The organism is Pedobacter sp. (genome assembly GCF_965227205.1).
Classification (GTDB): domain Bacteria; phylum Bacteroidota; class Bacteroidia; order Sphingobacteriales; family Sphingobacteriaceae; genus Pedobacter.
The window spans coordinates 1,144,014-1,169,106 of record NZ_OZ245727.1; the positions used below are offsets into that span (position 1 = coordinate 1,144,014).

20 protein-coding genes are annotated in these 25,093 nt (G+C 42.5%); 11 read left to right on the forward strand and 9 right to left on the reverse strand.

Annotation, left to right across the window (positions count from 1 at the left end; genetic code table 11):
• Positions 1-2 precede the first annotated feature (2 nt).
• The 4 genes from ACO05K_RS04800 (at position 3) to ACO05K_RS04815 (ending at position 6,536) form a co-directional block, all read left to right on the forward strand.
• Positions 3-1,034 (forward strand): TIR domain-containing protein, encoded by a 1,032-nt coding sequence (locus ACO05K_RS04800; RefSeq protein ID WP_421943320.1) that lies wholly within the window; start codon positions 3-5, stop codon positions 1,032-1,034.
• Between the two features lie 56 nt (positions 1,035-1,090).
• Positions 1,091-4,354 (forward strand): P-loop NTPase fold protein, encoded by a 3,264-nt coding sequence (locus ACO05K_RS04805; RefSeq protein ID WP_421943321.1) that lies wholly within the window; start codon positions 1,091-1,093, stop codon positions 4,352-4,354.
• Positions 4,355-4,565: 211 nt separating this feature from the next.
• Entirely contained in the window at positions 4,566-4,823 is a 258-nt protein-coding gene (locus tag ACO05K_RS04810; RefSeq protein ID WP_421943322.1) for a hypothetical protein, read from the forward strand.
• A gap of 153 nt (positions 4,824-4,976) precedes the next feature.
• Positions 4,977-6,536, forward strand: a complete 1,560-nt coding sequence (locus ACO05K_RS04815) for a P-loop NTPase fold protein (RefSeq protein ID WP_421943323.1) — start codon at positions 4,977-4,979, stop codon at positions 6,534-6,536.
• A gap of 8 nt (positions 6,537-6,544) precedes the next feature.
• Here the strand turns inward: ACO05K_RS04815 and ACO05K_RS04820 are convergent, their stop codons facing one another.
• The 3 genes from ACO05K_RS04820 to ACO05K_RS04830 form a co-directional block, all read right to left on the reverse strand.
• Entirely contained in the window at positions 6,545-7,684 is a 1,140-nt protein-coding gene (locus tag ACO05K_RS04820) for an AbiH family protein (protein WP_421943324.1), read from the reverse strand.
• Between the two features lie 156 nt (positions 7,685-7,840).
• Positions 7,841-8,959 carry a sensor histidine kinase gene (locus ACO05K_RS04825; protein WP_421943325.1) on the reverse strand — a complete coding sequence of 373 codons (1,119 nt, stop codon included), beginning with the start codon at positions 8,957-8,959 and terminating at the stop codon, positions 7,841-7,843.
• A 211-nt stretch (positions 8,960-9,170) separates the two neighbouring features.
• Entirely contained in the window at positions 9,171-9,899 is a 729-nt protein-coding gene (locus tag ACO05K_RS04830; protein ID WP_421943326.1) for a LytR/AlgR family response regulator transcription factor, read from the reverse strand.
• Positions 9,900-10,471: 572 nt separating this feature from the next.
• On the opposite strand from ACO05K_RS04830, the gene ACO05K_RS04835 reads away from it, so the two are divergent.
• Positions 10,472-11,896: a hypothetical protein gene (locus ACO05K_RS04835; RefSeq protein WP_421943327.1), complete on the forward strand. Its 1,425-nt coding sequence runs from the start codon at positions 10,472-10,474 to the stop codon at positions 11,894-11,896.
• 112 nt (positions 11,897-12,008) lie between these two features.
• Positions 12,009-12,857: a hypothetical protein gene (locus tag ACO05K_RS04840; protein WP_421943328.1), complete on the forward strand. Its 849-nt coding sequence runs from the start codon at positions 12,009-12,011 to the stop codon at positions 12,855-12,857.
• A 220-nt stretch (positions 12,858-13,077) separates the two neighbouring features.
• Here the strand turns inward: ACO05K_RS04840 and ACO05K_RS04845 are convergent, their stop codons facing one another.
• Positions 13,078-13,326, reverse strand: a complete 249-nt coding sequence (locus ACO05K_RS04845; RefSeq protein ID WP_421943329.1) for a helix-turn-helix domain-containing protein — start codon at positions 13,324-13,326, stop codon at positions 13,078-13,080.
• Positions 13,327-14,062: 736 nt separating this feature from the next.
• Between ACO05K_RS04845 and ACO05K_RS04850 the strand changes: the two genes are divergently transcribed.
• Genes ACO05K_RS04850 through ACO05K_RS04860 form a run of 3 tightly spaced genes read left to right on the forward strand, consistent with a single transcriptional unit; the run spans position 14,063 to position 19,934 of the window.
• Positions 14,063-15,391 (forward strand): TlpA family protein disulfide reductase, encoded by a 1,329-nt coding sequence (locus ACO05K_RS04850; RefSeq protein ID WP_421943330.1) that lies wholly within the window; start codon positions 14,063-14,065, stop codon positions 15,389-15,391.
• Positions 15,388-18,573, forward strand: a complete 3,186-nt coding sequence (locus ACO05K_RS04855; RefSeq protein WP_421943331.1) for a SusC/RagA family TonB-linked outer membrane protein — start codon at positions 15,388-15,390, stop codon at positions 18,571-18,573. The genes ACO05K_RS04850 and ACO05K_RS04855 overlap by 4 nt, the downstream gene beginning before the upstream one ends.
• Before the next feature lie 2 nt (positions 18,574-18,575).
• Positions 18,576-19,934, forward strand: coding sequence for a RagB/SusD family nutrient uptake outer membrane protein (locus ACO05K_RS04860; protein WP_421943332.1), 1,359 nt, complete (start codon positions 18,576-18,578; stop codon positions 19,932-19,934).
• Positions 19,935-19,972: 38 nt separating this feature from the next.
• Here the strand turns inward: ACO05K_RS04860 and ACO05K_RS04865 are convergent, their stop codons facing one another.
• The 4 genes from ACO05K_RS04865 to ACO05K_RS04880 all read right to left on the reverse strand — a co-directional run bounded on the left by ACO05K_RS04865 (position 19,973) and on the right by ACO05K_RS04880 (position 23,151).
• The gene (locus ACO05K_RS04865) at positions 19,973-20,290 is read right to left on the reverse strand and encodes a hypothetical protein (protein WP_421943333.1); all 318 of its coding nucleotides are present in this window, start codon (positions 20,288-20,290) and stop codon (positions 19,973-19,975) included.
• A gap of 108 nt (positions 20,291-20,398) precedes the next feature.
• Positions 20,399-20,845 carry a MauE/DoxX family redox-associated membrane protein gene (locus ACO05K_RS04870; protein WP_421943334.1) on the reverse strand — a complete coding sequence of 149 codons (447 nt, stop codon included), beginning with the start codon at positions 20,843-20,845 and terminating at the stop codon, positions 20,399-20,401.
• 149 nt (positions 20,846-20,994) lie between these two features.
• Positions 20,995-21,579, reverse strand: coding sequence for a Crp/Fnr family transcriptional regulator (locus tag ACO05K_RS04875; protein WP_421943335.1), 585 nt, complete (start codon positions 21,577-21,579; stop codon positions 20,995-20,997).
• Positions 21,580-21,990: 411 nt separating this feature from the next.
• Entirely contained in the window at positions 21,991-23,151 is a 1,161-nt protein-coding gene (locus ACO05K_RS04880; protein ID WP_421943336.1) for a hypothetical protein, read from the reverse strand.
• A gap of 268 nt (positions 23,152-23,419) precedes the next feature.
• On the opposite strand from ACO05K_RS04880, the gene ACO05K_RS04885 reads away from it, so the two are divergent.
• Positions 23,420-23,695: a helix-turn-helix transcriptional regulator gene (locus ACO05K_RS04885; RefSeq protein WP_421943337.1), complete on the forward strand. Its 276-nt coding sequence runs from the start codon at positions 23,420-23,422 to the stop codon at positions 23,693-23,695.
• A gap of 31 nt (positions 23,696-23,726) precedes the next feature.
• Positions 23,727-23,981, forward strand: a complete 255-nt coding sequence (locus ACO05K_RS04890; protein WP_421943338.1) for a DUF3276 family protein — start codon at positions 23,727-23,729, stop codon at positions 23,979-23,981.
• A 222-nt stretch (positions 23,982-24,203) separates the two neighbouring features.
• Here ACO05K_RS04890 and ACO05K_RS04895 read toward each other — a convergent pair whose 3' ends face one another.
• Positions 24,204-25,079: a LysR family transcriptional regulator gene (locus ACO05K_RS04895; protein WP_421943339.1), complete on the reverse strand. Its 876-nt coding sequence runs from the start codon at positions 25,077-25,079 to the stop codon at positions 24,204-24,206.
• Between the last annotated feature and the right edge of the window lie 14 nt (positions 25,080-25,093).

A 25,093-nucleotide genomic window follows, 5' to 3' on the forward strand; every position in this document is an offset into this window, starting at 1 on the left:
CCATGGAACCGCAGACCGTTATATTTTCCTCATCCTCATCCCTGCACATCGCAAAGGGATTGCACAGAAACCTGAAAAAGCACCATACCGTACATTTGTGGAAAGGGGATTTTTTCGGGAAAAATAAAACCACCCCCCTCTGGACATTTTTTAAAAAGTTATTTAACTATGACTATGCGATACTCATCCTTTCAGATGACAACATTATGCTGGATGCTCAAAACCCGGGTAAACAAATCTGGGTGCCAAGGGATAATGTTATCTTTGAACTTGGGGCGACCATGGCAAGGCTGGGACCACAGAAGACATTATTGCTGGTTCCTGATTATTTAGATATCAGGCTCCCAGGTTATTTTGACCAGGACGTAAAGCCAATTAAGTTTTTCTACCAGAAACCTAAATCTATGGACTCAGCGGATTTAAGGAGCGTGACTAAACAGGCTGCGGCACAGATAGGGCAAGTCCTGGACAAAGCGGTTTTGGAGAGTTTCCATTCAGAACTTCCTGCCCAGGGACTGGCACATGCCTACGTGCAGAATTTTCTTGCAGCTGCATTAAGAATGGACATCCCGCAGGTGTTCAAAATCGGTGGGGAAAGCCATGCATGGAAGAAAGAAAACGGCGTAGTGCTAAGCATCATTCAGCCCTCGGGAATTATGGAAAGGGGACAGGTGTCCGATTTCTTTAAAGGCCTGGACAGGGTGGAGAACATAAACATAGAAACATTCGCGGGACGCAACCTCTCGGTGTATGTCCTGCCGAGGAAAAATCAAGACGAGCCATTACACATACTGGATATCCCCACAATACTTTTTACAGCAGGGGAAATCGTAGACAGCATAGAAACTTTCTGGAGGGCGAAGGATTCAGCAAAAGTGCACCGTAAGGATAAGCGGTTCTCAACAGCGCTCAAAAGCAGGGAGATTGTTAATTTCAGCAGGTCGTTAAAGGGTATACTCGAAGAGAGGAAGGCGATAGCTTACTTTGTGCCAATCGAAGAAATAGAAAGCCATTTAGGGGGATTTCCTGGATAAAGATAATGTCTTAAAATTATTGCTAGCTTAGTATCTCTTATATTATTAATGCCTCTATGAACGCTCAATTTCCTGTTTTTGTTGTATATCACCCATTTGACCGAAAGCTTTTTAAAAGGGTGGAAAAAAACTTTCCTGAAATATCTTTCATCTCTAACGAGTGGGATGATACCTTTGGCTTTGATGACACTGCGGAAGTGATTATAAAATCCGAACGCAAAGTTGCTGGATATTTATTTTTACTCAGCCAGTCAGCTTTCGATAACCCGGATTTACGCAAAGCATTTCAGGCCGCCTTCACTCGCAGAAACTATAATAGTGAATTTCTGATTACGCTGGTTATTGGAAAGACTGAAATTCCAGATTACCTTTCTGTTGCGCCTGTTTCGAGAATGGAAACATATCGCTCCCTCTCAGATGTCGCTGATATGGCTGGTAGATTACTTGCTCAGGAAATCCCTGAAACCCTGAAAACCGAATCGGAGCAGATTGATGATTCCTTTAGTTCGGAAAAACTTAATGTATTACTCGATGAACTCAAGCGTGTTATCGCAGACAATTCCATGGTTTTGAATGAGAAGACATATAAAAGCATTCAGGAATTCAATTCCTATATCCGCACGCATCATAACATTTTGGAAAATGAAACTGCTTTTGAGATTTATAAACATATAAATACTCCAGGTACACCATTTCCTAAAGATAAAGATCCTGAGATTGAGGCGGAAGATTTTTACTTTTTAAAAATTAATTCAGCAACCTGGATTATTTCCGAACTTGTTAGCGGACGTCTTTTTAGGTTTCATACCCATAACTTACAGGGTGATGTTCGGGTAGACTATGACCTTTTCGTGAATTTAAAAGTTGGCGCTAAACTCATCGGCTATGTTTTTCCCGACTATCAGGGCGTTTTGTGCGTTTTCGAAGTGGTTCAAACCGTAAACGTAGATCAACAGCACGGTGAGGGCATAACCATAAAGGTATCCGAAGAAATCAAGCCACTTATTCCTCTAGTGAATTTTTCAGCCAATATTTCATTCACCAATAAGTTAGGCGTGGATGATCCTGAAAGGCTCTTTAAAATATCAGAATCTGTTTTTCAGCAAATATTAACCTCCAAATCTTTACCTGAACGGCAACGGGTACAGCACGATAGGGATGCACACTTTGCCAATGACCTGAACTTTAAAGAAACTTCCGATCAACTTGATTTTCAAAGCGACATTGATTCTTTCGCATCCTTGATCGCATTAAAAAAATTAACTCCTCCCTTAGCGATAGGCATATTTGGAAATTGGGGATCTGGTAAAAGTTTTTTTATGGATAAGCTAAGTGATAGAATTAAGGTGCTTAGTGAAAGAAATGGGGAACGGTATGTTAAAAATATTGTTCATGTGAAGTTCAATGCCTGGCATTATTCGGATAGTAACCTATGGGCGAGCTTAATTACACATATTTTTGAAGAACTTAATAATTACGCGCTTAAAGGCAAATTTAATGGAAATTCAGTAAGAGATATCTATGCTAAGCTAAACCTTACAACTATAGAAATTATTAAGCAGGAGGATTTGCTTAAGAATGTGGATTCTGAACTGCTCGAAGTTGAAAAGCATAAAGCCAGTCTCGAACAAGCCATTGTTGACAAAAAGAAAAAACTGTCTCTGCTAAAGGCTGGTGACATTATCAAAGTAATATTTCAGGAGCCTTTTGTTCAGCTCCGCTTAAGGCAGATTCAACAATCTGAGCCAGGTGCAGCCTTAATCAGCGATGTTCAGGAGATTAATGATAAACTCTCCCAAATGGATTCCTTTTTTAAGCGAATGATTGAAGCATATCGGATATTATTTCAGAAAGGGGATTGGTGGAAGGTCTGGCTATCAGTTATCCTGTTTATTGGAGTAGGAGCGCTATTCTTCTTTGAGCCATTCCAGGAAGGCTTGAAAAAATCATACCAGATTGCGATTTCAATTATCGCTGAAATCCTGCTTATTTTAGCCAATCTTGTTTGGTTAAAACCTTACATGAGGAAAATAAATAAAATCTTCAATAGCCTAAAGCATCTTAAAACCTCAATTGAGGATAAGGTGGAAGAGTTAAAGTATTCAGAGACTGATGATATAAAAAAGCTTGAAATTGATCTGGATACTTTGTCATCTAATCAGAAAAGTATTCAGAACGAGCTTAATAAAAAAAGGGCGGAAAAGGTGAAATTGGAGCATGATCTGGATGACATTGGAAAAGGGAAGCTCATTGCTAATTTTATTGAGGATAAATCATTGGAACAGGGTTATAATAGCCAGCTGGGAATAATCTCGAAAATTAGAAGGGATTTTACGCAGTTGAACAACCTCTTTAAAGCTCAAAAGGATGTTCTGCCGAAAGTATACGGCAAGGGTGAACGTTTTCAAATCGACAGAATTGTGCTTTATATTGATGATCTGGACCGATGTTCGACCGATGTTGTCATGAAAACTTTAGAGGCAATTCATCTTTTGCTTGCATTTGAACTATTCGTGGTCGTTGTTGGTGTGGATTCAAGGTGGTTGGATAGCGCGCTGACAGAAAAATATAGTAAGTTCTTTTCTTCCAAAGACCCTCAGTTAAAAACAAATCAGATTACATCCTTCGATTACCTGGAAAAAATATTCCAAATTCCATTTTCTCTAAAACCGATGGCAGATGTTCACAAGCGCAAGCTAATTGCCCACCTGACCAAGGATGATCTTGCAGAGATAATCGATAACAGTCCTAAAGTTACCATTGATTCTGACCCTGGACACGAAAATAGATTATTACAGGATAACATAGAGTATTCTGTAAATGAACCAGCATCAATGGAAGATGAACAAATGGAAAGTTTACAAGCCGTTTCTGATGAACTTGATGTCGTGATAGAGGAACGGATTACCTTAAGCCTGGAAGAAATTTCTGAAATGCAAAACATGGCTTTCCTCTTCGGCCATACCCCTAGAACAATAAAAAGATTTGTTAATATATATCGCATAGTCAAGGCACACCAGAGCTATCCCATTAATATGGTTCAATCGCGATACGATTATCTGCCATCCATGCTGCTATTAAGTGTCGTAATCGGTTTTCCCGCTGCGGCTAAACAATTTATCAATGAAGTTGACCAGAATCGCGCGAAGGGAATGGAAGATTTTATGAAGTTAATCAGCGATCCTGCAATAAAATCCGCATTCACAAATCTCTCTCATGAGGTAATACAGACGCTCACAACGGATATGCTCGCTGAGAATCTCGATCTAATCTCCCGTTTTTCCTTCAGGACATATTTTGATTTGAATGGAGTGAGTTGATTTTGACTAGAAGACGGTCCACGCGGATTGATGGATGCCCTTTCCGGTTTACCATTCAATCTGCTCGTGGAGCGCTCTTATGGGTTTCCTTACATTTGCAGTAAACGATATCGCAAAAGCAAAATCATTCTATGTTCAAACCCATGGACTCAAAGTTAGGGATAATCCTATAGGCATGATAGATGTCGAAATATAAGGTTCAATAAACATTATGGTATATACCAAGCCTGATCACCAGCTGGAAAGCATTACCGTTCTGAACTCTCTGGTGGCAAATATCGATGATGCCATCGCAATACTTTCTGAAAAGGTATCAACCTTCGAGCAATCTGACCAGGAACACTTTAAAACGGATAAAAAGGGCATTTCCCCGGGAAACCCATGGCCGAGCATTACCTGGTTTAAGGACCCGCCCAGAGATATTCTCTACGCTGGAAACGGCCGGTTGATCCCCCCACATTTTTCTTAGCGGTATAAAGGATGTTAGTGTGTAGTACCAGGGCCAGGGTTTGTGCCTGAAAAATCATACCTGAAAGGGTGGGACATTGAGAAAATTAACTATCTTAACTGGCTCGGTTATGACACGGCAGCGAGCCTGTTTTAACCCCTGACTTTTAACTTAATGAGCAAAGATAAGATACCACACATCAACACACCCGACCAGGTTGAAAGCTTTAATGCACACTTAAGGGACGATTTTAACGACAGAATCCTTTTCTCCGGGCCATTTGGGGCAGGGAAGACCACCTTCCTCAAGGAATATTTTCTTGGCCAAAAGGACTTGTTGGTGCTGAAGCTTTTTCCTGTTTATTACTCGCTATCTGCAAACCAGGACATTTTTGAGCTTATTAAGCTTGAAATTTTGTATGGACTGCTGGACGGATTTCCCCAAAGTGCCGGGTTGACACAGGATGAATACAACGCAGTAGTAACCAGTCAGGTTCTGCGTATGCAAAATATCAACATAGAACAGCCGGTTAAGTTGATGATGAAGGCAATGCCCGCCTTGGGTATCGGTCTGGTCGATGAGTTTGCGGAACGGATCAGTTTAATGGTAGATAAGGGGTCAACAATCGGATCGAAGCCTTACGAACATCTGAGAAAATATATCGACAGCTTCAAAAAACCTGCTCAACAGGATTACCAAAATGACCAGGTGAGTGAACTGGTCACATCCTTGCTTTCAAGGGTGAAGGTTTCAATGCCGGAGGAAACCAAAACGGTACTGCTCATAGATGACCTCGACAGGCTGGATCCAGAGCATGTCTTTCGCCTGTTTAATATCTTTTCCTCACATTATGACGAGGATAAATCTGAAAACAAGTTTGGCTTTGATAAGGTCATATTCGTTTGCGATGTAAATAATATCCAGCAAATGTTCCGCCACAGATACGGTTTAAGTGTCGAGTTCAATGGCTATATCGATAAGTTTTACTCCAGCGAGGTTTTTCATTTTAACATCAGGAATTACCTGAAAGAATCCTTGAAGGACATTATTCAGCAACGGGCAGATTTGCACCGCCATTTTAGTGAGGGAGATTTGAGTGGGGATTTTATCGAGAAATATCAGGTTAAGGGCAATGGCGGCTTTTTGACCCAGATTTCCTATATAATGGAAAACATGATAGATTTTGACCAAGTGCGCATGCGTAATTTTCAGCGCTTTCAGGGTTTTGCAATACCTAACCGCAAGTTCAGCCTGGGAAGGAGGGACTGGGCATTTGCTTATTTTCCAATATTGGTGTTGCTGCACAATCTCGAAAAATTCTTCGCCAGGCCGCAAGATCTCGAAGATAGCCTCGAGGTGCTTTACAGTAATTACCCATCAAATTATGAACCGGGGGATAAACATCCGGTCTATGAGGATGATTACCAGGCGACCTCTACAATCAAACACTGCATACCTTTTCTGATAGAGGAAGAGAAAAGTTTTAGCGGTGGTTTTGAAAGGAATACCGAATACATCGCCGCAATCAATAATGAACAAGGTAAAAACATCTACCTTCATTACAAGCTTGGTGAAAACTTTCATTTTGATTATGTTGTGCCTGAATTTATGGGCATCGCCTCAATGCTCCGGGCTGACGGGACCGATGGTAATCCCAAGACCCTTCAGCGGCCTAACCCGTTTTGGTTTTTGTACCTCACCTACAAAAAGCTTAGAAAAAAAGGCATAATTTGAGAACTGCTCTATTTACTTGCCTGCGGCATGGCAGAAGATTTGTCAAAGGGCACGATTTTTTTACGCATCGAACCCTTATCCTTGAAGTGCCTTGAAACTTCCTGGGTCAGTGTACGAAAGTTATTGCCCTTTTCACCCTGGTGGTAAAAGAGTTTTATCGACTTGCATCTAGGATGCTCAAAAATCATGTTCAACATCGTCCTGTCCGAAAGTCCGCAGGAGTGCCCCAATATGAATACCTGGTAGTCACTGGAGTCAATGAAGCGGACGAGGTCGTGATAATTCGAAGTTTTAAAGTACCAGAAGGATTTTATATAGTCCAGCAGGCCCTTGGATTCATTTTGCTCCAGATGGGCATAGTCGTTATCCAGCTCATCTCCGAATCCGAAAATGATGGGATTCTCGGTATCCTGGAGTTTTCCGTGTATATAACTCACCTCAAAGTGAGGATCTGCCGTTGGTTCTTCTGATTTTAGGTATTGCTCGACGGTGGAGGTATAGTTGAAGTTTAATATCAGTGAACGCTCAGGCTTGATTTCCTTTTGCTCTGAAAAGCCCTCTTGCTCTAGAAGCTCGTCATTCTTTATAGGCGCCCTCAATATCGCTGAGTAGGCTTCATTTCCTTTCTTGTATTCCTGTTTTGACAAATATTTTTCAAGGGCGGTAATCAGGTAAGATAAGCCGGCATTGAGGTTCTCGATGCGCTGATCCTGGTTATAGGGATCTTTCGTTATCGCCTTCAGCTCCCTGTAATACTGGTTTTCAATGTCAACCCAGTTGCAGTTTGAGTATTTCTTGATCAAATTGCAGACAAATTCATTTTTGGCGACTATGATATAGGGGTTTTCCAGATATTGGATATCTGATAGGCTCAGCCTTCCGCCCCTGGTGAAAAAAAAGGACAGGTTTTGCTTGCTGTAAGCGAAGTCAACTAAGTGGGAAGCGGTTTTAAAGCCGGCAACAGTATAGGCGAAATTGAGGTGGTGAACAATCATCGCCTCATCGCTGTATCCTTCGACATAGTTAGCTCCCTCAAGCGCTCTTTTGAGCAACCAGACGATAAAGTCATTATAGCCTGTACTCATCCCATGGGCAAGGTCAAAGCCGTTGCCCAGAATGATGAGCCTGTTCATGGTATATGCATTCATTGGTTTCTCTGGAATTTGAGGATGAATATAGTGGTTTTGTGAAATTAAGTTCCAATAATAAGCCTGGTTTTCTTTTTAGCAGGCTACAGATAGCCTGTACCACTCTTATCTTGTCTATGAAACTTTACCCTGAGGCGGTAGGTTTTTTATTTAAGATCAGTTCTTCAGGAAGCTCATCTCCACACTGATTCTTGAAATAAAATGGCCGTCTTTGGTTCTTTTGAATTCACATTCACTCCGCTCACCATATGCTGCGGAAATTCTGCTTTTGATATTTTCTATTCCAAGGTTCATGCCAGAATCATTTAGGCCTGTGTTAACCAGGTTTCTAGAGGTAATGATAAGCCTGCCTTCTTCTTTATAAATGCTTAGCACAGCGGGGTCGCCTGGAACAGAGAGGTTTCCATGTTTGAAAATATTTTCCAATAAACTCAGTATTATCAGTGGAATGAACCGCAAGCCAAGCACTTCAGGCTCAACCTCAAAACGTATCTGCAGGGTTCCAGACTTTGGGATCTGCCAGAGCGAGATGTAATTTTCTGCATGTTCGACTTCCTCCCGGAGCTCAGGGCTTCGCTCACTGTATTCTGCCTCCATGGCAAAGCGCATAATGTTGGATAAATGGACGACGGCCCTGGCAACATCCGGCTGGGTAGATTGGGTAAGGCTGAAAACGTAATTCAGAGTGTTGAAAAGGAAGTGCGGGTTGATTTGGGCCTTCAGGTAGGCATGCTTCGCCTTGCTCAGCTCCAGCGTGGTTTCCTGAAGCATGATTTTTTTCGTTAATGCTTTTTTCTCAAAATCTTCCCTGCTGTTGCGTTCCCTGACGTAAACCCTGAAAAAGTAAAACATAAAGGCCAGAATGACAAAATACAAGCCCCTCCACGCTGTCCCCGAAATATACCTCCTATTTAGTTGTACTGGTCTTTTTGATTCCATGAGTAATATCTCTAGTAGTACATCCAGTCCATATTTAAGCAAGATTAGCGAGCTAAAGGCCATAATAAAAAAAAGCGGAACCCTCCAAAGCCCGTGCCAGCCCTGTTCAAGGCTATTGGGTAAAACCACGAGACATATAGCATAGAAAAAGCCGATGTTAATCAGGTAATGCCCGATAAGGTGATGGTAACTGCCGAGCGTCCCCAGTGCAATTGCAATCGTTGCCAGCTCATAGCAAATCAGAAAGACCCAGATGGCTATCTGCCAGCTGTATACTTTCTTCCATCTTTCCTGTCCAGACTCTGAGGTGAAAACGCTCTTTGAATAAGTCAACATATGTCTTGAATAAACTAATTTTTATCGCAATCCGGGTAGGGTAGCTTCCTTTTATGAAGCAATTAACTCCCCCAAAATTGAACAGGAAAACCGTATTTGTTTTCCGTTCGGTAAACAAACAGCTCGGTCTCAGCACAGATCCTACCGAAGCTACAATGACAATAGTAATTACCACCGTAACCTATACATCCGGTGGCAAGGGCAACAGGAATTAATCTTTTCTGAACAGTAAAGTGTTGTCCTCCAGGTACCTGATGAAATCCTCCTTAAATGGGGCAGTCATCAGCACATCATACTTCTGCAGGTGTATGGTGTTCCCCTGGATAGATTTGATAAAATCAGTATTGATGATATAGGATTTATGCACCCGGTAAAAGTTAAGGTTTTGCGAGAGCTTTCTTTCCATGTCCTTTAGTGCATAGTAAATCGTATAGTGCTCCGTTGGGGTAAAGATGTGCAGGTAATTTCCGGCACCCTGAAAATAGATAATATCTCCCTTTAATACCTTTACGCGGTTTCCGCGCTCCCCATTCCTTACATAAAATGCCTGATTGTCCTCATCCAGCGGGTTATCAAAACATTCCTTAATTACGGTGTTCACCTCTTGCGCAAAACGGACAAATTCAATTGGCTTAAGCAGGTAGTGCTTCGCCCGGAGGTCAAACGCCTTCAACGCATATTCTGTAAAGGCAGTCGTGAATATGATGTTAGGGGTGGAGTGCCTGATGGCCGAGGCCAAACTTAGACCAGACAAGCCCGGCATATCAATGTCCAGGAAAACGAGATCCGCACCCAGTGCGTTAATGCCCGCCAGCGCATCCAGGGAACTTTGGTAGGTCTTTAGTACTTTCAGGCGTGGAAGCTTTTCGATATGGTCACAGATTACCTTGATGGCAAAGGAATCGTCATCAACGATGACGCAGGTAATTACATTTTTCATAGGGGAACAGATAAGGTTTAACAAGCTAGCTTTTATATTCCTAATTTGTTTGGGGTGATTTACCCTTAAAAAAAAGGTGTAATTACCTTATCGTCTCGCGCAACACCCAATTTTATGTTATCACGTTGGAGATACCGGGCTTTTAAAATGATTTTTCTGAGGCAACTAGCTTCGGGGTTTCTGGTTTATGACACGTTAAGAATGATGTGTTTTTTAAGGAATAATTGTCGCCAGCCGCTGATCATAAATTTTTAACAGGTTTAGTGAGGATGCAAAATTGACCCCCAAACTACCTGATTTTCAATGATATTTTTTTTCCTGGCTGTAATAAATTATTAATTGTTTTGTATATTCGAAAGATAATCTGCAGATGATATCTTATCCCTATTTATCCATCAAACAATAACGCCATGCCAAGCCAAAATCTCGAATTCAGCCACACACCAGATCGAATTGCACAAAATATTAACCTAGCCAGGAATATAGGTGAATTTTACTCAGTTGCTTTCTAGTCAATAAAATCATTGAAATTTTTCTGATTTGCCCCTCTAAACCGCTCTAAAAATCTAAATATGAAATATTTCTTTTTCCTGGTATTTTTAATTTGTGTCCAAAAATCTAACGCCAAAGACCCAAAAGACTTGATAGGCAGCTATTCCGGAATCCTGCAGGAAACTGGATTTGACGGAGATTTTACTGCCAAATTTGTTATAAGGGTATCTTCCGTTGAGGAACGAAAAATCAATTTCGAACTATTGATTTTTGACCTCCCAAATTCCAGGCCTGAAATCAGAAGACAATTATCAGGAACATATACCCGCTACTCTGGATATGATGCGTTCAGGTTTTCATTTGACGAACTGGTGTTAAGTAACAAAAAGAAGGTAAAAGGTACTGTTTTTGTTGCTAAATATTCGCAATCCGGACGTGATGCGCTTTCAGGATATTTCACCCCTGATGATACAAGGGATTTTCAGGGAACATTAGAGTTTGTCACACCCGCGGATAGTTCCGCTGTAACTAATGTAGTCGAAAAGATTAAGGACAACAAGCCAACCCAGAATACGCAAACCCTTGTTGAAGAGGACAAACTATCCGAAGGGGCAGCCCTTTTGTTTAAAGGAACCAATAGCGCTATTTCAGTGGCTCAAAAAAATAAAATATTCAAAGACAGCGAATTTGCAGTCGCCAAGGATAAAAATTCCTTCACTATAAGCGCATTACCTGATGAACCCTTCCAGGTCCATATGTACATATTGGATTTGAATAATGATGGTAAGGAGGAGGTTTTCTTGCTCTACGGGAATGCAGCAGTTTCCGGCAGAGCGGGCTCAAGTGTTATGTTTTTTGCAAATCCAGGTAAGGTCCGTAGTAGAAATAATGAATATACAATGGTCTTTGACCAGGAAGGTATGCTACCCAATGTATTGGATGACCAGCCCACCTTCTTTATACCAGGACCCGGTTTTTCCTATACTCAATTCTATTTTTTCAGATTCTGGACATTACTAGTGCCCATCGGAGATGCTGATGTGAAAACCAAAGCTTTTGTGAATGTCGCTGAACTGGCTGAAACTTATCGCCTGAGTGGAAGCGCCGGTGTTTCTCAACGCATCGCAAAACTAAAAGCCGAACAGTTAAACAAAGACAACCAGCTCATACAGGAAGCCAAGGATGTCGTAAATCGAAAAAAGGCATTGCTTCAGGGAAAACCTGCTAAATTTCTAGGTATCTTCAGGGAATTTGCCAATTATGATAACTCGGTAACCATTACCAGGGAAGGGAATTTCTATATCTTAAAGCCAAAGACACAGTCTAAGTCTAAAAAATCACAAAAATTTTCCTATAATCAAAAGTTAGACCGTCTTGAAGGCTGGGTCGATGGAAAGGATATAAAGATTAAAGTACTTATCGACTATAACTACGATAGGGATGGTATCTGGTTTCATTCCGGGGCAGGTGGATTCCCGCTAAGTTTTAGGAAATACAATAAATAACCGGACAAAACAGATGATGGTTTAATTACTGAAACATAGTTGATTTTCCATCTTCATTGACATACTCGTCATACGAGCGAATATTTACCATGATTTTTCTATAAAACAAAAGATGAATAAATTATACCCGACCCTGATACTCATTGTTTTCTTTCTCAATACCTCTGCCCAGATAAATATTTCCGGAAACTGGAACGGATTCCTTGGACAAAATGACAAGACATGGGATTTTAAACTGTCCATGGATCTAAGGCAATCAGGTAACAGGATTTCAGGAACGGCAAAATTTACGTCCGGAGATAGTAGCGGCCGGTTCGTTAAATACATTATCTCAGGAACACTAAATAATGAATACATGGAGCTAAGGGATGTGTCTGTTACTGATCACCTCAGCCAGCCTGATAATTGGTACTGGTGTAAGAAAATTTATACATGCAGGATAGTGCGCAGTAGTGATAGTCTTTTGGTCTTTGGAAGATGGAAAAATGACGGAAAAATCGGTTTTTTCAATGCAAAGGAGGTTGGTAATTTTAATTGTCCTCCGGGAGATATCAAGATGTCGCTCTATAGCCCGCAGTCAAACGAAGTTGTTAAGGAAAAGCAAAAGTCAGCTGAACCAATGCCATCCCGGAGGACCTCCGTAAAGGAAGTCGTCAATACAAGTTCCAGGGAAGTATCGTTGGCCTTTCTTGATGACCAACAGGTCGATGGCGATACCATAACAGTTTATTATAACGGAAAAGCAATCATTACACGACAACAGCTGTCGCATAACCCCATTGAGGTCACCATCACTGTGCTCCCAGGTCAAAATAATGAGCTGATCATGTTTGCACACAATCAGGGAAGTATGGGCGCAAATACGGCACAATTGATACTTACCGACGGAAAGCAAAGACGTCAAATCAGTATGCATTCCAATATGAACGTCAGCCAGTCCCTGATACTCACGCATAAGTAAAAAATAACGAAACGTACAAACAACTTATATCCACCCTAGGTATTAACTAGGGCTTATGGTTTTTCAGTTTGCCGAAAATTTCCAGTCTTCATTAAATAAATTGTGACTATGCAAAAAAAATATTCCTAAAAGCTATCTAAATATTATATGATTATTTCTGGAATATCTTTCCTGATTTAGCAGATCTGTTTGTCAGAAAAACTGAAAAAAGTTAAAAATCTTATTTCAAAGCATCATAGTCTTCATTAAAAAAATCAGAAAGTGAAAATTTAATTTTGTCCAAAACCTTGACAAGCGATGAAATTCGAAGGTCTTGAGAGCCTGTCTCGTATTTGCCATATTGAGCTCTATCTATCCCATAATGATTGGCAAATATGTCTGAGTTAGTAAATCCTAAACCTTTTCTAATTTGTCTTAATCGAGCACCAATTTTTTTTAATTCATTTGGTATCTTATCGGACTTAGACATAGTAGTTAATAGTTTTATCACAACGACTAAGCTGAAAAAAAATAATAAAATTATTTACTCTTAATTAAGAGTATTTGTTATATTTGGTTAATATTTAAGGTGTTAATAAAGAATCTCTCTTGACAAATTCTCACAACTTTTGAGCAGAGACAATAGATTGATGCCTGTAGCGATATTTTGTGTATTTTCGTACACGCTTTAGCGCTATGGGCTCTATTGTAATCCCATGCTCCCGGCCGTGAGAAGCCTGTCAAGATGGTCTATAGAGCCTAGCTAAAGTTTCTATGTGCCATTGATTCGTAAATATATACGAGTGTGAGCAAACAGGTTTTGTATGTATTGTTGGATACGGTGCTGACGGCCATTTATTGGTGGTTGGTAGCCTGTTTCTTTATACTACTTGCTGTTCAGGTTATCTTTGTTTCAGGACTGGGGTTTAAGATCCTCATCAGTCTGGTCATCTGTTCCCCGGAGTAGGATATAAGACCTGGGCAGGTATGGTTAAATGATGGTTCTTTTATAATGAGCCTGCCCTGGTTTTTTCTTTTTTAAATTCCTTCTTGCTTTTCGTGTGATGCTGCAGTTTTTGTTTGTGCCTGCTTCGGCAAGTGCATCCGGACACGTAGTCACTTCACATTTTTCAACTAACAGCTTACTGAAAAATAACGGCCTTTTGGCGGTAGGGGACTGCTATGTCCTCTGGGTTTACTTTTCGGTATTTAACCAAACCAAACTGATGAAAAGAATTATTTTATTTTTCCTGCCCATTGTAACGGCAATGGCAGTTTTTGCGCAGGCGCCCCCTGTAGGGATGAATATAGGTGATGAGCTCGGTGATGCATTCTGGAAAACCACGCATACTTTTTTGCGGGATGGGGTTCCTCTGCAGGACAACCTAGGACCTTTTAAGGATAAGCTTATTATCCTGGATTTCTGGGCAACCTGGTGCTCACCATGCATTGCCATGATGCCCAAAATGGATAGTCTCCAGAAGGCCTTTAGGGGAAAGGTAGAAATTGTATCGGTGGCCTATGAGAAGGCTGCTGTGACCAGCGCTTTCCTGAAGGATAAGTTCAAGGGTAAGCACTTTGCCTTTGCGGAAATACTCGAGGATAAAACACTGGTTAAGCAATTCCCCCATACCTTGCTGCCACACTACGTCTGGATAAAGAACGGGCGCATAATGGCCATTACCGGCTCAGAGGAAGTTAATTTTACAAAGATTAATGCAGTCCTCGGGCAGGGCAGCCCTGTACCGCTCCGGGAGAAGAAGGATAAGGCTATGCGTTATGATGATAAGAAGTTAATCATCCAGCAGATAGAAGGCAGAAAGGTGGAAAGTTTGATCTCTTCGACTTTGACTAAGAATGTAGAGGGTTTTCCGGCGCAGACGATGGTCTTTTATGGGGATAGCACCAAACCGCACTCGGCCACTTATCTGAATATTTCGCTCAGGCGTTTGTTTTGTTCTGTGTATGTAAATAAGGGCTCGTTTCTCAGAAAGAGGAACTTTGTTGAATCCCGGGATAGTGCGATGATTATGAGTAAACTTTCCGGAACTGCGCTGAGTGAGTGGATGGCATTGAATGCCTGGTGTTATCAGAAAATTATGCCGGCGGGCAAAGTCTCGGTGGACGGTTTTTTTACGCAAATGCAGCAAGAACTTGCACTGCTCTTTCCGCAGTATGCGGTAAGGGTTGAAAAGCGGAAAATGCGTTGCCTTGCGCTTAGCGCCTTGAATGGTAAGCAGATTCAAAAGATGGATCATTCAAATCCCCAAGTGAAAACTTTTCGGGAGGCAAATGCAATGGGATTCAGGGGAAGAAACATCATGCTTAAACACCTTGTCAGTCCGCTGGAGAATTTTTACCTGCAGTACTATCATTATCCGGTTGTAGATGACACGGGCTATGATGGCCTGGTTGATTTGGATTTAAAGTGCAAAATGGGCAGTGTAACTGAGTTGAATGCCGCGCTTAAAAAATATAACCTGGTGCTTAAGGAAAAGGATGTTGCGATAGAGGTGCTCATTATTTCGGATAATTTAAGTTTTGTCTCCAAATGAGGTCATTAAGAGTTTTTCTGGTGCTGACAACCTGGATGGTTGTCTGCGCCGGGGCTTTCGCGCAGTCCGAGCTTAAGGGCCGGGTGACAGGCGAAGGTGGACGCGGGATTTCGGGAGTGGTATTGCGCATGGGAAATGGTAGTGTGGCCCTTACGGATTCTTTAGGGGATTTTAAAATGAATGTTACAGATGGTCAATGGAGCCTGAGGGTCAGCCACCTGAACTATCTGCCCCTGGTAAGGGAGCTTACCTTACCCTTTCGTGATACCCTGCAGATTAAACTGGTCCCGATAGGTCGCGATCTGGGGGAGGTCATGGTGAATACAGGTTACAGGGAGTTTTCCAAGGCCCGCGCTACGGGCTCTTTCGTGCAGGTGGATAATGCATTGCTGAACAGGACAGCGGGCATGAATATTCTGGACAGGCTGGACGGTTTGGTTCCTGGACTTGTTTTTGATAAGGCAGCAGCCTCTCCGACCAGGCTCAACATCAGCATTCGGGGACAGGCAACCATTAGTGGCAACACCGATCCGCTGGTAATAGTGGACAACGTGCCTTATGACGGGGACATCAATTCGATTAACCCGAATGATGTGGAAAGCATCACAGTGCTCAAAGATGCTGCGGCAAGTTCGATCTGGGGTGCCAGGGCTGGAAACGGCGTCATTGTAATTAACCTGAAGAAGGGAAAGCAAGGTAGTGAAATCAGCTTCAGTGCCGGAATCATTACCGCTTCACGACCTGACCTTTTTTATCAGCGGCAGATGTCGTCCCCGGATTTTATCGCCATCCAGGAGCGCCTTTTCAGCGAGAATTTTTACCGTAACCTGGAAACCAGCGATTTGCAGGGTACTTCCCATCCTTATATCCCTCAAGTGGTGGAAATTAAAATCCGGGAGCGGGATGGCCTGATTTCGGCAGGCCAGGCCAGGGATCTAATTGAAGGCTTAAAGCAAAACGATGTCTGGAAGGATATCAGTGAACTGCTATACCGTCCTTCGCTCATTCAGCAGTACGCGCTTGGTTTTTCCGGGGGCAATGATGCCCAGCGGTATTACCTGTCTTTGGGAAGGGATGTTAGCCAGTCTAATCAACTTGGAGGGGAATCGAACAGAAATACGCTCAATTTAAGCCAGACGGTAAGTCTTTTAAAGGGAAGACTGGAATTTCAGAATGGGGCGAACTTTGGCTATAGCAATGCAGATAACAATGTCCAGAATTATAATCCTGCCTCGCCTTACCTGCGTTTGCAGGATGAGGTGGGCAACCTCTTGCCCCTTTATACCCTTCGCGAGCGTTTTGCGGATGCGGTGCAAAGTAAGGGGCTGTTGAACTGGACTTATAATCCGGTGTCGGAAACCCGTTTTGCAGACAATAGTTCTAAGCAGTTTGAATACAGGGTTAATTCTAGACTGACCTATAAATTCAGCCCAGCCCTTAATGTTCAGGCATTGTACCAGTATTCTGGCACCACCACCGGGGGAACGCGCAGTCATTCCCTTGAAAGCTTTACGGCAAGGAACCTGATTAACAGTTATACTCAGCTTGCCGCTGATGGAAGCATAACCCGGCCTATACCCCTGGGCGGTATTGTTGACAGGGAATACACTCAGGGCATCACCCAGACCTTACGTGCGCAGCTAAACTACAATAAGAATTTTGATGGGATGCGGCATAGTCTGAATGCACTTGCTGGTTATGAGCTTCGGCGCAGTGAGAGCAAATCCAATGCTTTGCGGACATACGGGTTTGATGAGGAACATTATACTGCACAGAGCGTGGATTATAACCCGTCTTACCCGCTTTATCAGTCTCCGGCCTCTCTGCAGAAAATCCCTTTTCAGGAAAGGCTGCGGGCGCTGACGGACCGGTACATTTCTTATTTTGCTAATGCGGACTATACTTTTCTCTCGCGTTATGTGGCCTCGCTCAGCATGCGTAAGGATCAGAGCAATCTCTTTGGGGTGAACAGTAACCAGAAAGGGGTGCCACTTTACAGTACCGGGCTTTCCTGGGTCATTTCTCAGGAACCTTTCTTTCCTACAAAATCATTGTTGTATCTGAAGTTGAGGGCTACATTCGGTTACAGCGGAAACGTGGACAAAACGCTGTCTTCCTTTACTACGGCAACATACCTCGCGCAGAGCCAGAACTTTTTCAACAATCTGGCGCGTTTGCCTTTTGCAAGGATTATCAATCCGCCCAATCCTGAATTAAAATGGGAACGGGTGAGGACAATCAATCTGGGGCTTGATTTTGGAACTAAGGGGAACAGGCTCTCGGGCACTTTGGAGGGCTACGCTAAGGCTGGCCTTGACCTGATAGGTCAGACCTCGTTTCCACCTTCAAGCGGGATCAGCGCTTTTAAGGGGAATTATGCATCCACAATGACCAAAGGGATTGATTTGAACCTAAGGAGTGTTAATCTGCCAGGTAGGTTCAGCTGGATAAGTGATCTATTTCTATCCTATGCCACTAACAGGGTTACCAAGTATGATAAAACCGAAACGGTGCAGACCTATCTTGTCGGGCCCGCTACGCCCCTTCTGGGCAATCCCCTTTATGGTGTTTATGCCTATGAGTGGTTGGGACTGGATGGCGCAACCGGTGACCCGGTAGGGCAATTGAGGGGGGAGCCTTCCAAAGATTATACAGCAATCATCGCCGCATATACGCCGCAGTCGCTGCTCATGGTCGGGTCTTTGAGGCCGGTTCTAAATGGTACTCTTCGAAATACCTTCAGCTATGGAAAATTTAGTCTTTCTGCATCACTTGCCTTCAGGGCAGGCTATTATTTCCGCAGACCGACTATACTCTATGGAAATGATTATGGCCTGGCAAATATGAGCGGTGATTATGCTTTCCGGTGGCAGAAGCCTGGTGATGAACGCATGACCAATGTTCCTTCGGTTCCCATGATAGGCAATGAACGACGGGATAGTTTTTACTCGGGTTCAAGCATACTGCTTGAACGGGGAGACAACATTCGTCTTCAGGATATTAATCTGTCTTATTCACCTCAGTTTAAAGCAGGCGTGTTTTCTTCTGTAAACATCTACCTCTACCTGAGTAATCTGGGGCTACTTTACACGGCAAGCAGCTCAGGCCTGGATCCTGATTATGTGTATGGCTTTCCACCTGTGTTTACCACAGCCCTAGGCGTCAAATTTAAAATCAAATAGTTATGAAAAAGATAAAAAAGTTGTTGCTGGTCATTACCGCACTTTCTGCCATGCTTTCTTTAAGCAATTGTGATAAGGGATTTCTGGATGCCAAACCCGATAAATCCCTGCTGGTTCCGGAATCCTTAGCTGACCTGCGTGCCTTGCTGGATAATATCAGCATCCTGAATCTACTACCCTCGTTGAACATCATCTCAGCGGATGAGTTCGTATTGGGGGATAATTTCCTGACCAGGCTGACAAGTCCCATTGAGAGCGGCAGCTATTTTTGGAAGGATGACGCCTTTCAGGGCGCCACGCCTCAGGAATGGACTAATCCGTACCAGCAGATCTTTTACAGTAATGTGGTGCTGGAGGGGTTGGATAGACTGGGCAATCAAAACCCAACCGCTTTGGAACGGGATGTAAAAGGCTGCGCATTTTTTTTCCGCTCTATGGCGCTTTTTAATTTGTCCCAGCTTTTTGCTGCCCCATATGTATCCAGTACAGCCAAGGATCTACCCGGACTGCCTATACCGCTTTCCAGTGATGTTAACAAAAGGCCGGGACGGGGCAGCCTCTCTGCATTATTCGCGCAAATAATCGCGGATCTTTCGCAAGCGGTGAGTTTATTGCCCGAAAGGGGAGAAGTGAAAAGCAGGCCTGGCAGGCAGGCTGCCCATGCGATGCTGGCCAGGGTTTACCTTATTATGGGCGATTATGAAAAGGCGCTTGTTGAGGCAAACCGGGCCCTCTCCATTGGCAGTGCATTGATTAACTATAATACACTGAGTCTGACCAGTAATGCTCCTTTTGGCAATGCCTTGCCCAATAACAACGCTGAGCTGATATTTTTTGGTTCCAGGGTAAGTTATACCATTTTGAATACAGGCTCTTTAAAGGTAGAGCCGGAGCTCCTTGCCTTATACGACCCAAGCGATCTGAGGCTGAAAATATTCTTTCGCGATTTGGGAAATGGCCTGATAAACCTAAAAACTTATGATGGTATTGGCACCGATGAGGTCTTGTTGATTAAGGCGGAATGCCTGGCTAGGGCGAATGATTCCAAGGCAAGTGTAGATATACTCAATAGCCTGCTTGTGAACAGATTTCCGGCTGGAAAGTTTGTTCCGCTTGTGGCCACAGATGCCTCATCTGCTTTAGGACTGGTTCTAAATGAGCGGCGCAAGGAACTTGTTGCCAGGGGACTGAGATGGTCTGATTTAAGAAGGTTGAATGGTGATTCACGGTTTTTAAAAAGAATCATCCGAATTTATAACGGGAGCGAAGTTGCAAGGCTTGAACCCACTTCAAACCGCTATACCTTTCCGATCCCTGATAACGAGCTATTGCTTAATTCGTTGGAACAAAATCCAAGATAAGTTGAATAAAAACAGCCGCATTTGCGGCTGTTTTTACTTTAAGGGTTGTAAACAAACTGACCAACACTTCCGTTGTTGGGGTCAGGGGTGTTCACCGCGGGTTGAGAATCGAATAACGCGGTACAATTCTGAATATCAGATGCATCACAGCGATACTCGGATTCACCCAGTGGTGCATTGGGTGGCTGCTGACTCAAGTCATCAAGCGGGATCCAATAAACATTCGAACCATTAACGTGCTTGCCATAGGCTGTTGTTGTACTGCCGGCTTTGAAGGCACTTTGGGTAGCAACAAGCAAAATGGCAACAAGGACAGCTGCTGCCCCTGCTTTGAAATTTGAAAAAAACTTTTTCATGTTTTAATTTAAGTTATGGGTCAAAGTAAGGCCCGGGTTAAATTGATCTCCTGCGGCGCCGATCGTTTTTATTTTAGGTTCTCTGGGAAGCCGGCCGCTTTGCCTCCTTTAGTTTATATTCTTTTTTATTTTGAATCTGAACTGGATGAGCATCGCAGAAACACTTAACGCAAGAAAAGCAAGGTTAAATGCCAGGTGCTCGCGCCATCCCAGTATGCTAAGCACCCCGCCACAGCTGCAGGGCACCCTTGGAAAATAATGAAGCAGGATAAGGGCAATGTATACCGTAAAGGCAGACAGCAGGCCCGCGGATAATAATATGCCCGATTGCCTGGTCCGCTCAAAAAATAACAATCCTGCTGCCACTAATTCTGATGCAGGCAACATGAATAGTAGCGCAAAAACAAACCAGGAAGGAAAAACCTGATTATACATTGAGCGCCTGAACTCCTCAAAGTCGCTTAGCTTTTGCAGTGCAGCGTAAATCCAAAGCAGGATAAGTAACATGCAGACCGCAGTGTTATAGATTCGGAGTTTTTTGCTGGGATGGTTCATAGGTTTTAACTTTCGATAAATCCGGTGTGTATCGGTATTCAGTATTTTACTACTGGATTGCTTGTTTAAAGTTAGCCTGCCTTTATGCTTAGGCTGATAGATGGATAATACCAAAAGCTTCTATGCAAGCAGTATTGTGGTCATTAGAATTACCTTTTTAGGTTTCTGCCCTTAAGCATGCTGAGCGTTTTGGGATGCATGCCCAGAAAACTTGCAATGTGCTGGCTTTCACAGATGTTAAACAAGTATCGTTTCTCATCTTCGAAGCTCAGGTAGCGTTCCTCAACGCTCATTTCACTAAGCCGGCGTCTGATAACCATGAGCTGTGAGAAATGCTGTTCTGATATCTTTGTCACCATCGGCGCAAACTCTGCAAAGTGCTGGTATAGATTCCTGAGGTGCTTAGCCTCAATGGCAAGTATCAGGCTATCCTCTAAATATTCGATCATCGGTATTCGTCCCTCAATATTTAAAAAGATATTTACAGGAGGCATAAATGACCCTTTTTCCCAGAAAATAAGGGTATGTTCGTTTTGCTCATCGGGATGATACAGGTAAATCCTGGCTGTACCCCTGACGAGTAGTGGCAGCTGGAGTAAAACAGAATTCAGGAGGTTTTCTTTTTCACCTGTGTTAAAACCATTTGACTTTACAGTATACCTAAGGTAGGCATCCAGCCCTGAAGATATGGTATTCAACAGGCTGAACGCGTTGAGGTAGTCATCTTGTTTCATGATAGTTTTATTTATCTGGATAAAGAAATGCGCTTTTACGGTTTTGTCAAGTGGCAAAAAGCCGCAACCCGTAACCACATTAAAAAATAACGTCAAATTTATGTTCAGCAAGCGTCTCATCTGATAGATTTCACCAGGGTAGCTAGAAAGATAAGCTGCGATTAAAAGCGGTCAATTTGGATTGGCGCAAAGGTGCAACAAGCCAAACTTTGCCAAGGGGGCTCCTTGGCATGAGGATCATTGGAACTCGGATGTGGCTCATCCGGCCGGGGGAACTGAATTATTTATTTTAATGCACAAAGGCCTCGATTTCCATTTTATATTGAAGGCTGGAGATTCGATGAAGGAATCTTAGAGCCAGGCGGGTTGAAATTGAAAAGGTCTGGAGGGATTTTTGTATTAGCTGCGTTCCTAAACGATTTCCTGGGCAATGGCGAGCATTTCAGACAGCTTTGCGCTCACCCTTTTAATGTCTTCGTCAGCATGTGAATAATAGGCATTTTTGAAGCTTTTTTCTGAAATCTGTAAACGGTCTTCAGTGCTGTAATGGTTAACGCTGTGGAGATGGATTTGCTTTGGCCTTTGCTCCAGTATAATTCCGGATTCCACCTGAAGATGGATAAAGAAGGCAAGCTGCTTTACACTGAAAGATACCTTAAAGCTATTATCGTTTAAAGCTGAACCTGTCAAATCAGTCCCAATATGCTGAAGTTCCCTGAGGTAAACAATCTCCTCATCTATAAAGCTTAGAAGCATTTTATCCAATGAGGGCGAACTACTAATGTATGGCTTTTTCATCATCAGGGACATCTGACGGACGCTTTTCCGCTCCGCAATTAAAAATACAATCCTTTCCTGAACAGGATGGTTTATATCTCCCTGAGCGAAAAGTGAATCGCGGCAAAGCCCGTAGAATTCCGGACTATTTAGATTGCACAGGATCAAAAGGTTATAACAATACCTTTGGTTTTCAGTTACTCGACCCTTCAATTCATCAGAAAGTACATTAATCAGTTCTTTAAGATAGTTCAACTGATAAAAGCTTATGGTTGCGCAGCCTTCTGCCAGTGAAAAATATAAATGATATATAAAATCAACAAGCTTATTCGGGTAACCCTTATCTGTCATGTCCTTGAGCACTCCTTTCAGTAAAATCCTGTTCTCGTTCACGAATCGTTTAAGCAGGACCCTGGGTACCATGAATGAATAGGACCAGAGGTACGGAAGGCGTATCTGCATTTCATCAAGCAAGCCCAGAATGATTTCCTGAAACTGCTCAGGATAACTAAGTTCACCGACTGCTCTGTTCTGGATTTCGGATTCCTTCAGGCCTTCGGCCATATCGCACATTAAAAGCAGTTCATGCTGCTGCTGGCGGAAGACCGTCCTGACCTTTTTTACCGGTCCATCACTCTGGCCGTGTAAGAAGGCGAGCATCAGTTGTTCGCAGCATATTGTCAAATGTTTCAATTGCTCTTGCTGAATGGCTTTGCCTCCCCTCAGGTCTTTGCTGAGATCTTTTTGTATGTCATTTATTGCGCCCAGATGGTAATTCATGGTCAGGTCTTTCACGTAAAATGTAGACTTTTAGCCATTAATGCTACAATAATGTTTAATTGATTAATTTACTTATGTGAATGGTTAAGTTGTTGATGCAAAGGTATTTGGTGTAAGGTGTCAGGTTCTTTTCGATCTCAATTCAAACAGTGGGTTGCGGCTGCATAGAAACCCTTAGCCACTTGACATCTAGTGAAATAAAACTTTTTTTTGTTGCTTATTCCGCCTGTCCCAAAGCTAAATGTGGCCGGCCTTTCCTAAATGACTATTAACGTTGCTGCCTATGAAGAAGATCGACGAACTAATCAACCTGCTTTTGAAAATCTATAATATCCTACAGTACTATTATGATAACAGGGAGCAATATATGACTGTCTTACCGGAGCAGGCATTGACCCGTCAGGAAGTCAAGGATTATTTGGGGATAAGCGAGAGCACTTATAAAAGGAAAGTCAGAGAGGGGGCGCTCAAACCAATGAAGCTGCCTGGTGGTGACAGGTTTTATAAGCATCAGCTTGTAGATGAGCTTCAGGAAAGTAAACGCAGGGGCAGGGTGTAGTCAGGATTTTTGAATACTTAAGATTGATAAAATGAAAAACAAGACCATAGCATCAGAAATGTTTTCCTCTGGAGATAAATATTACTTTGTTGACCTCAAGAAGGCTGTCAACAATACCTGCTATATACGCATTACAAGGAGTGATGAATCAAAGAGCAAGAGATATAAACGGGCGTCGGTTGTAATTTTTGAGGAGGATTTTGAACCATTCATTCAGGCGCTCGCTTCGCTTCTGCATCATGGCAGGTTTTCCATCCTGGACGACACTACATTTAAATCTCAGTAATTGCATATACCTAATCCGATGTAAAATGGCCAATGTAATGTCTTAAGGAATCGTGGCCTGGTATTATGGCAATTTATTAAAAAGGGTTGATGAGTGAACAAACCTGTCCACTTGACCCCTGTTCGCCTAATTAACAAAAGATTAATAATCAGTATTTTAAAATGAATTTATTTCTGGTGAGAGGGGTCAATCTATTCTGGTTTATCCAGTTTTATTTTTAAATCATGTTAATTGTTCTTGAAGATCACAAATGCCCAAGAATGCATTCAATGCAGGTGAAATCGGTATATCCTTTCTGTAGACCAAAATGGTAGTCATCAAACTTAATTCTTTGGGAAGACTGAATGTTTTGATATTTCGGCGACCATAGAATGTAGAGATTATTTCCTTTGGCAAGAAACTAAATCCAATACCCGATTCGATGAAATTAATTACACCCTCAATCGAATTCATCTCAGTCTTATGATATTTTGAAACTCCTTTGCTTACCAGCCAGGAATCCAGCCTGGATCTGAAAATGCAACCCTGATCAAATACGATGGCTTTTAGGGGTATCTGTTTCAATAAATCCTGCAAAGATTTGCAGCTCGAGGGAACAACGGCAATGATTTCTTCAGATTTGATTGTATATTGCTCAAGCTGTGGAATATCTAGAGGTGCCGGAATGAAAGCTGCATCAACCCTGAAGTTTAAGACATCGCTTATCAGATTGTCTTTAGAATCTGATTTGAAATCCATATTTACACAGGGAAACCGATTCGCAAGGGAATTAACCAGTTTCGGACCATTTAAGGCTATCATGGTTTCGAGCGCACCAATTTTAATTTGTCCTTTTATTACATCATTTTTACCTATAGACTGCTTTGCCTCTTCTACTAAATGATTTAATTTTTTACTGTAAAGCATAAGTGTTTCACCAGCTTGGGTTAGTTCTACTTTTCTGGGTGAACGTGAAAATAGTGCAGCTTCGAACTCTTCCTCTAAATTCTTGATACGGGCTGTTACATTAGACTGGACAGTAAACATAGCCTCTGCAGCTTTTGTGAAACTTCCATGATGTGCTACAGCTTCGAATATTTTTAGATCATTTAAATTCATTAATCATTTTTTGT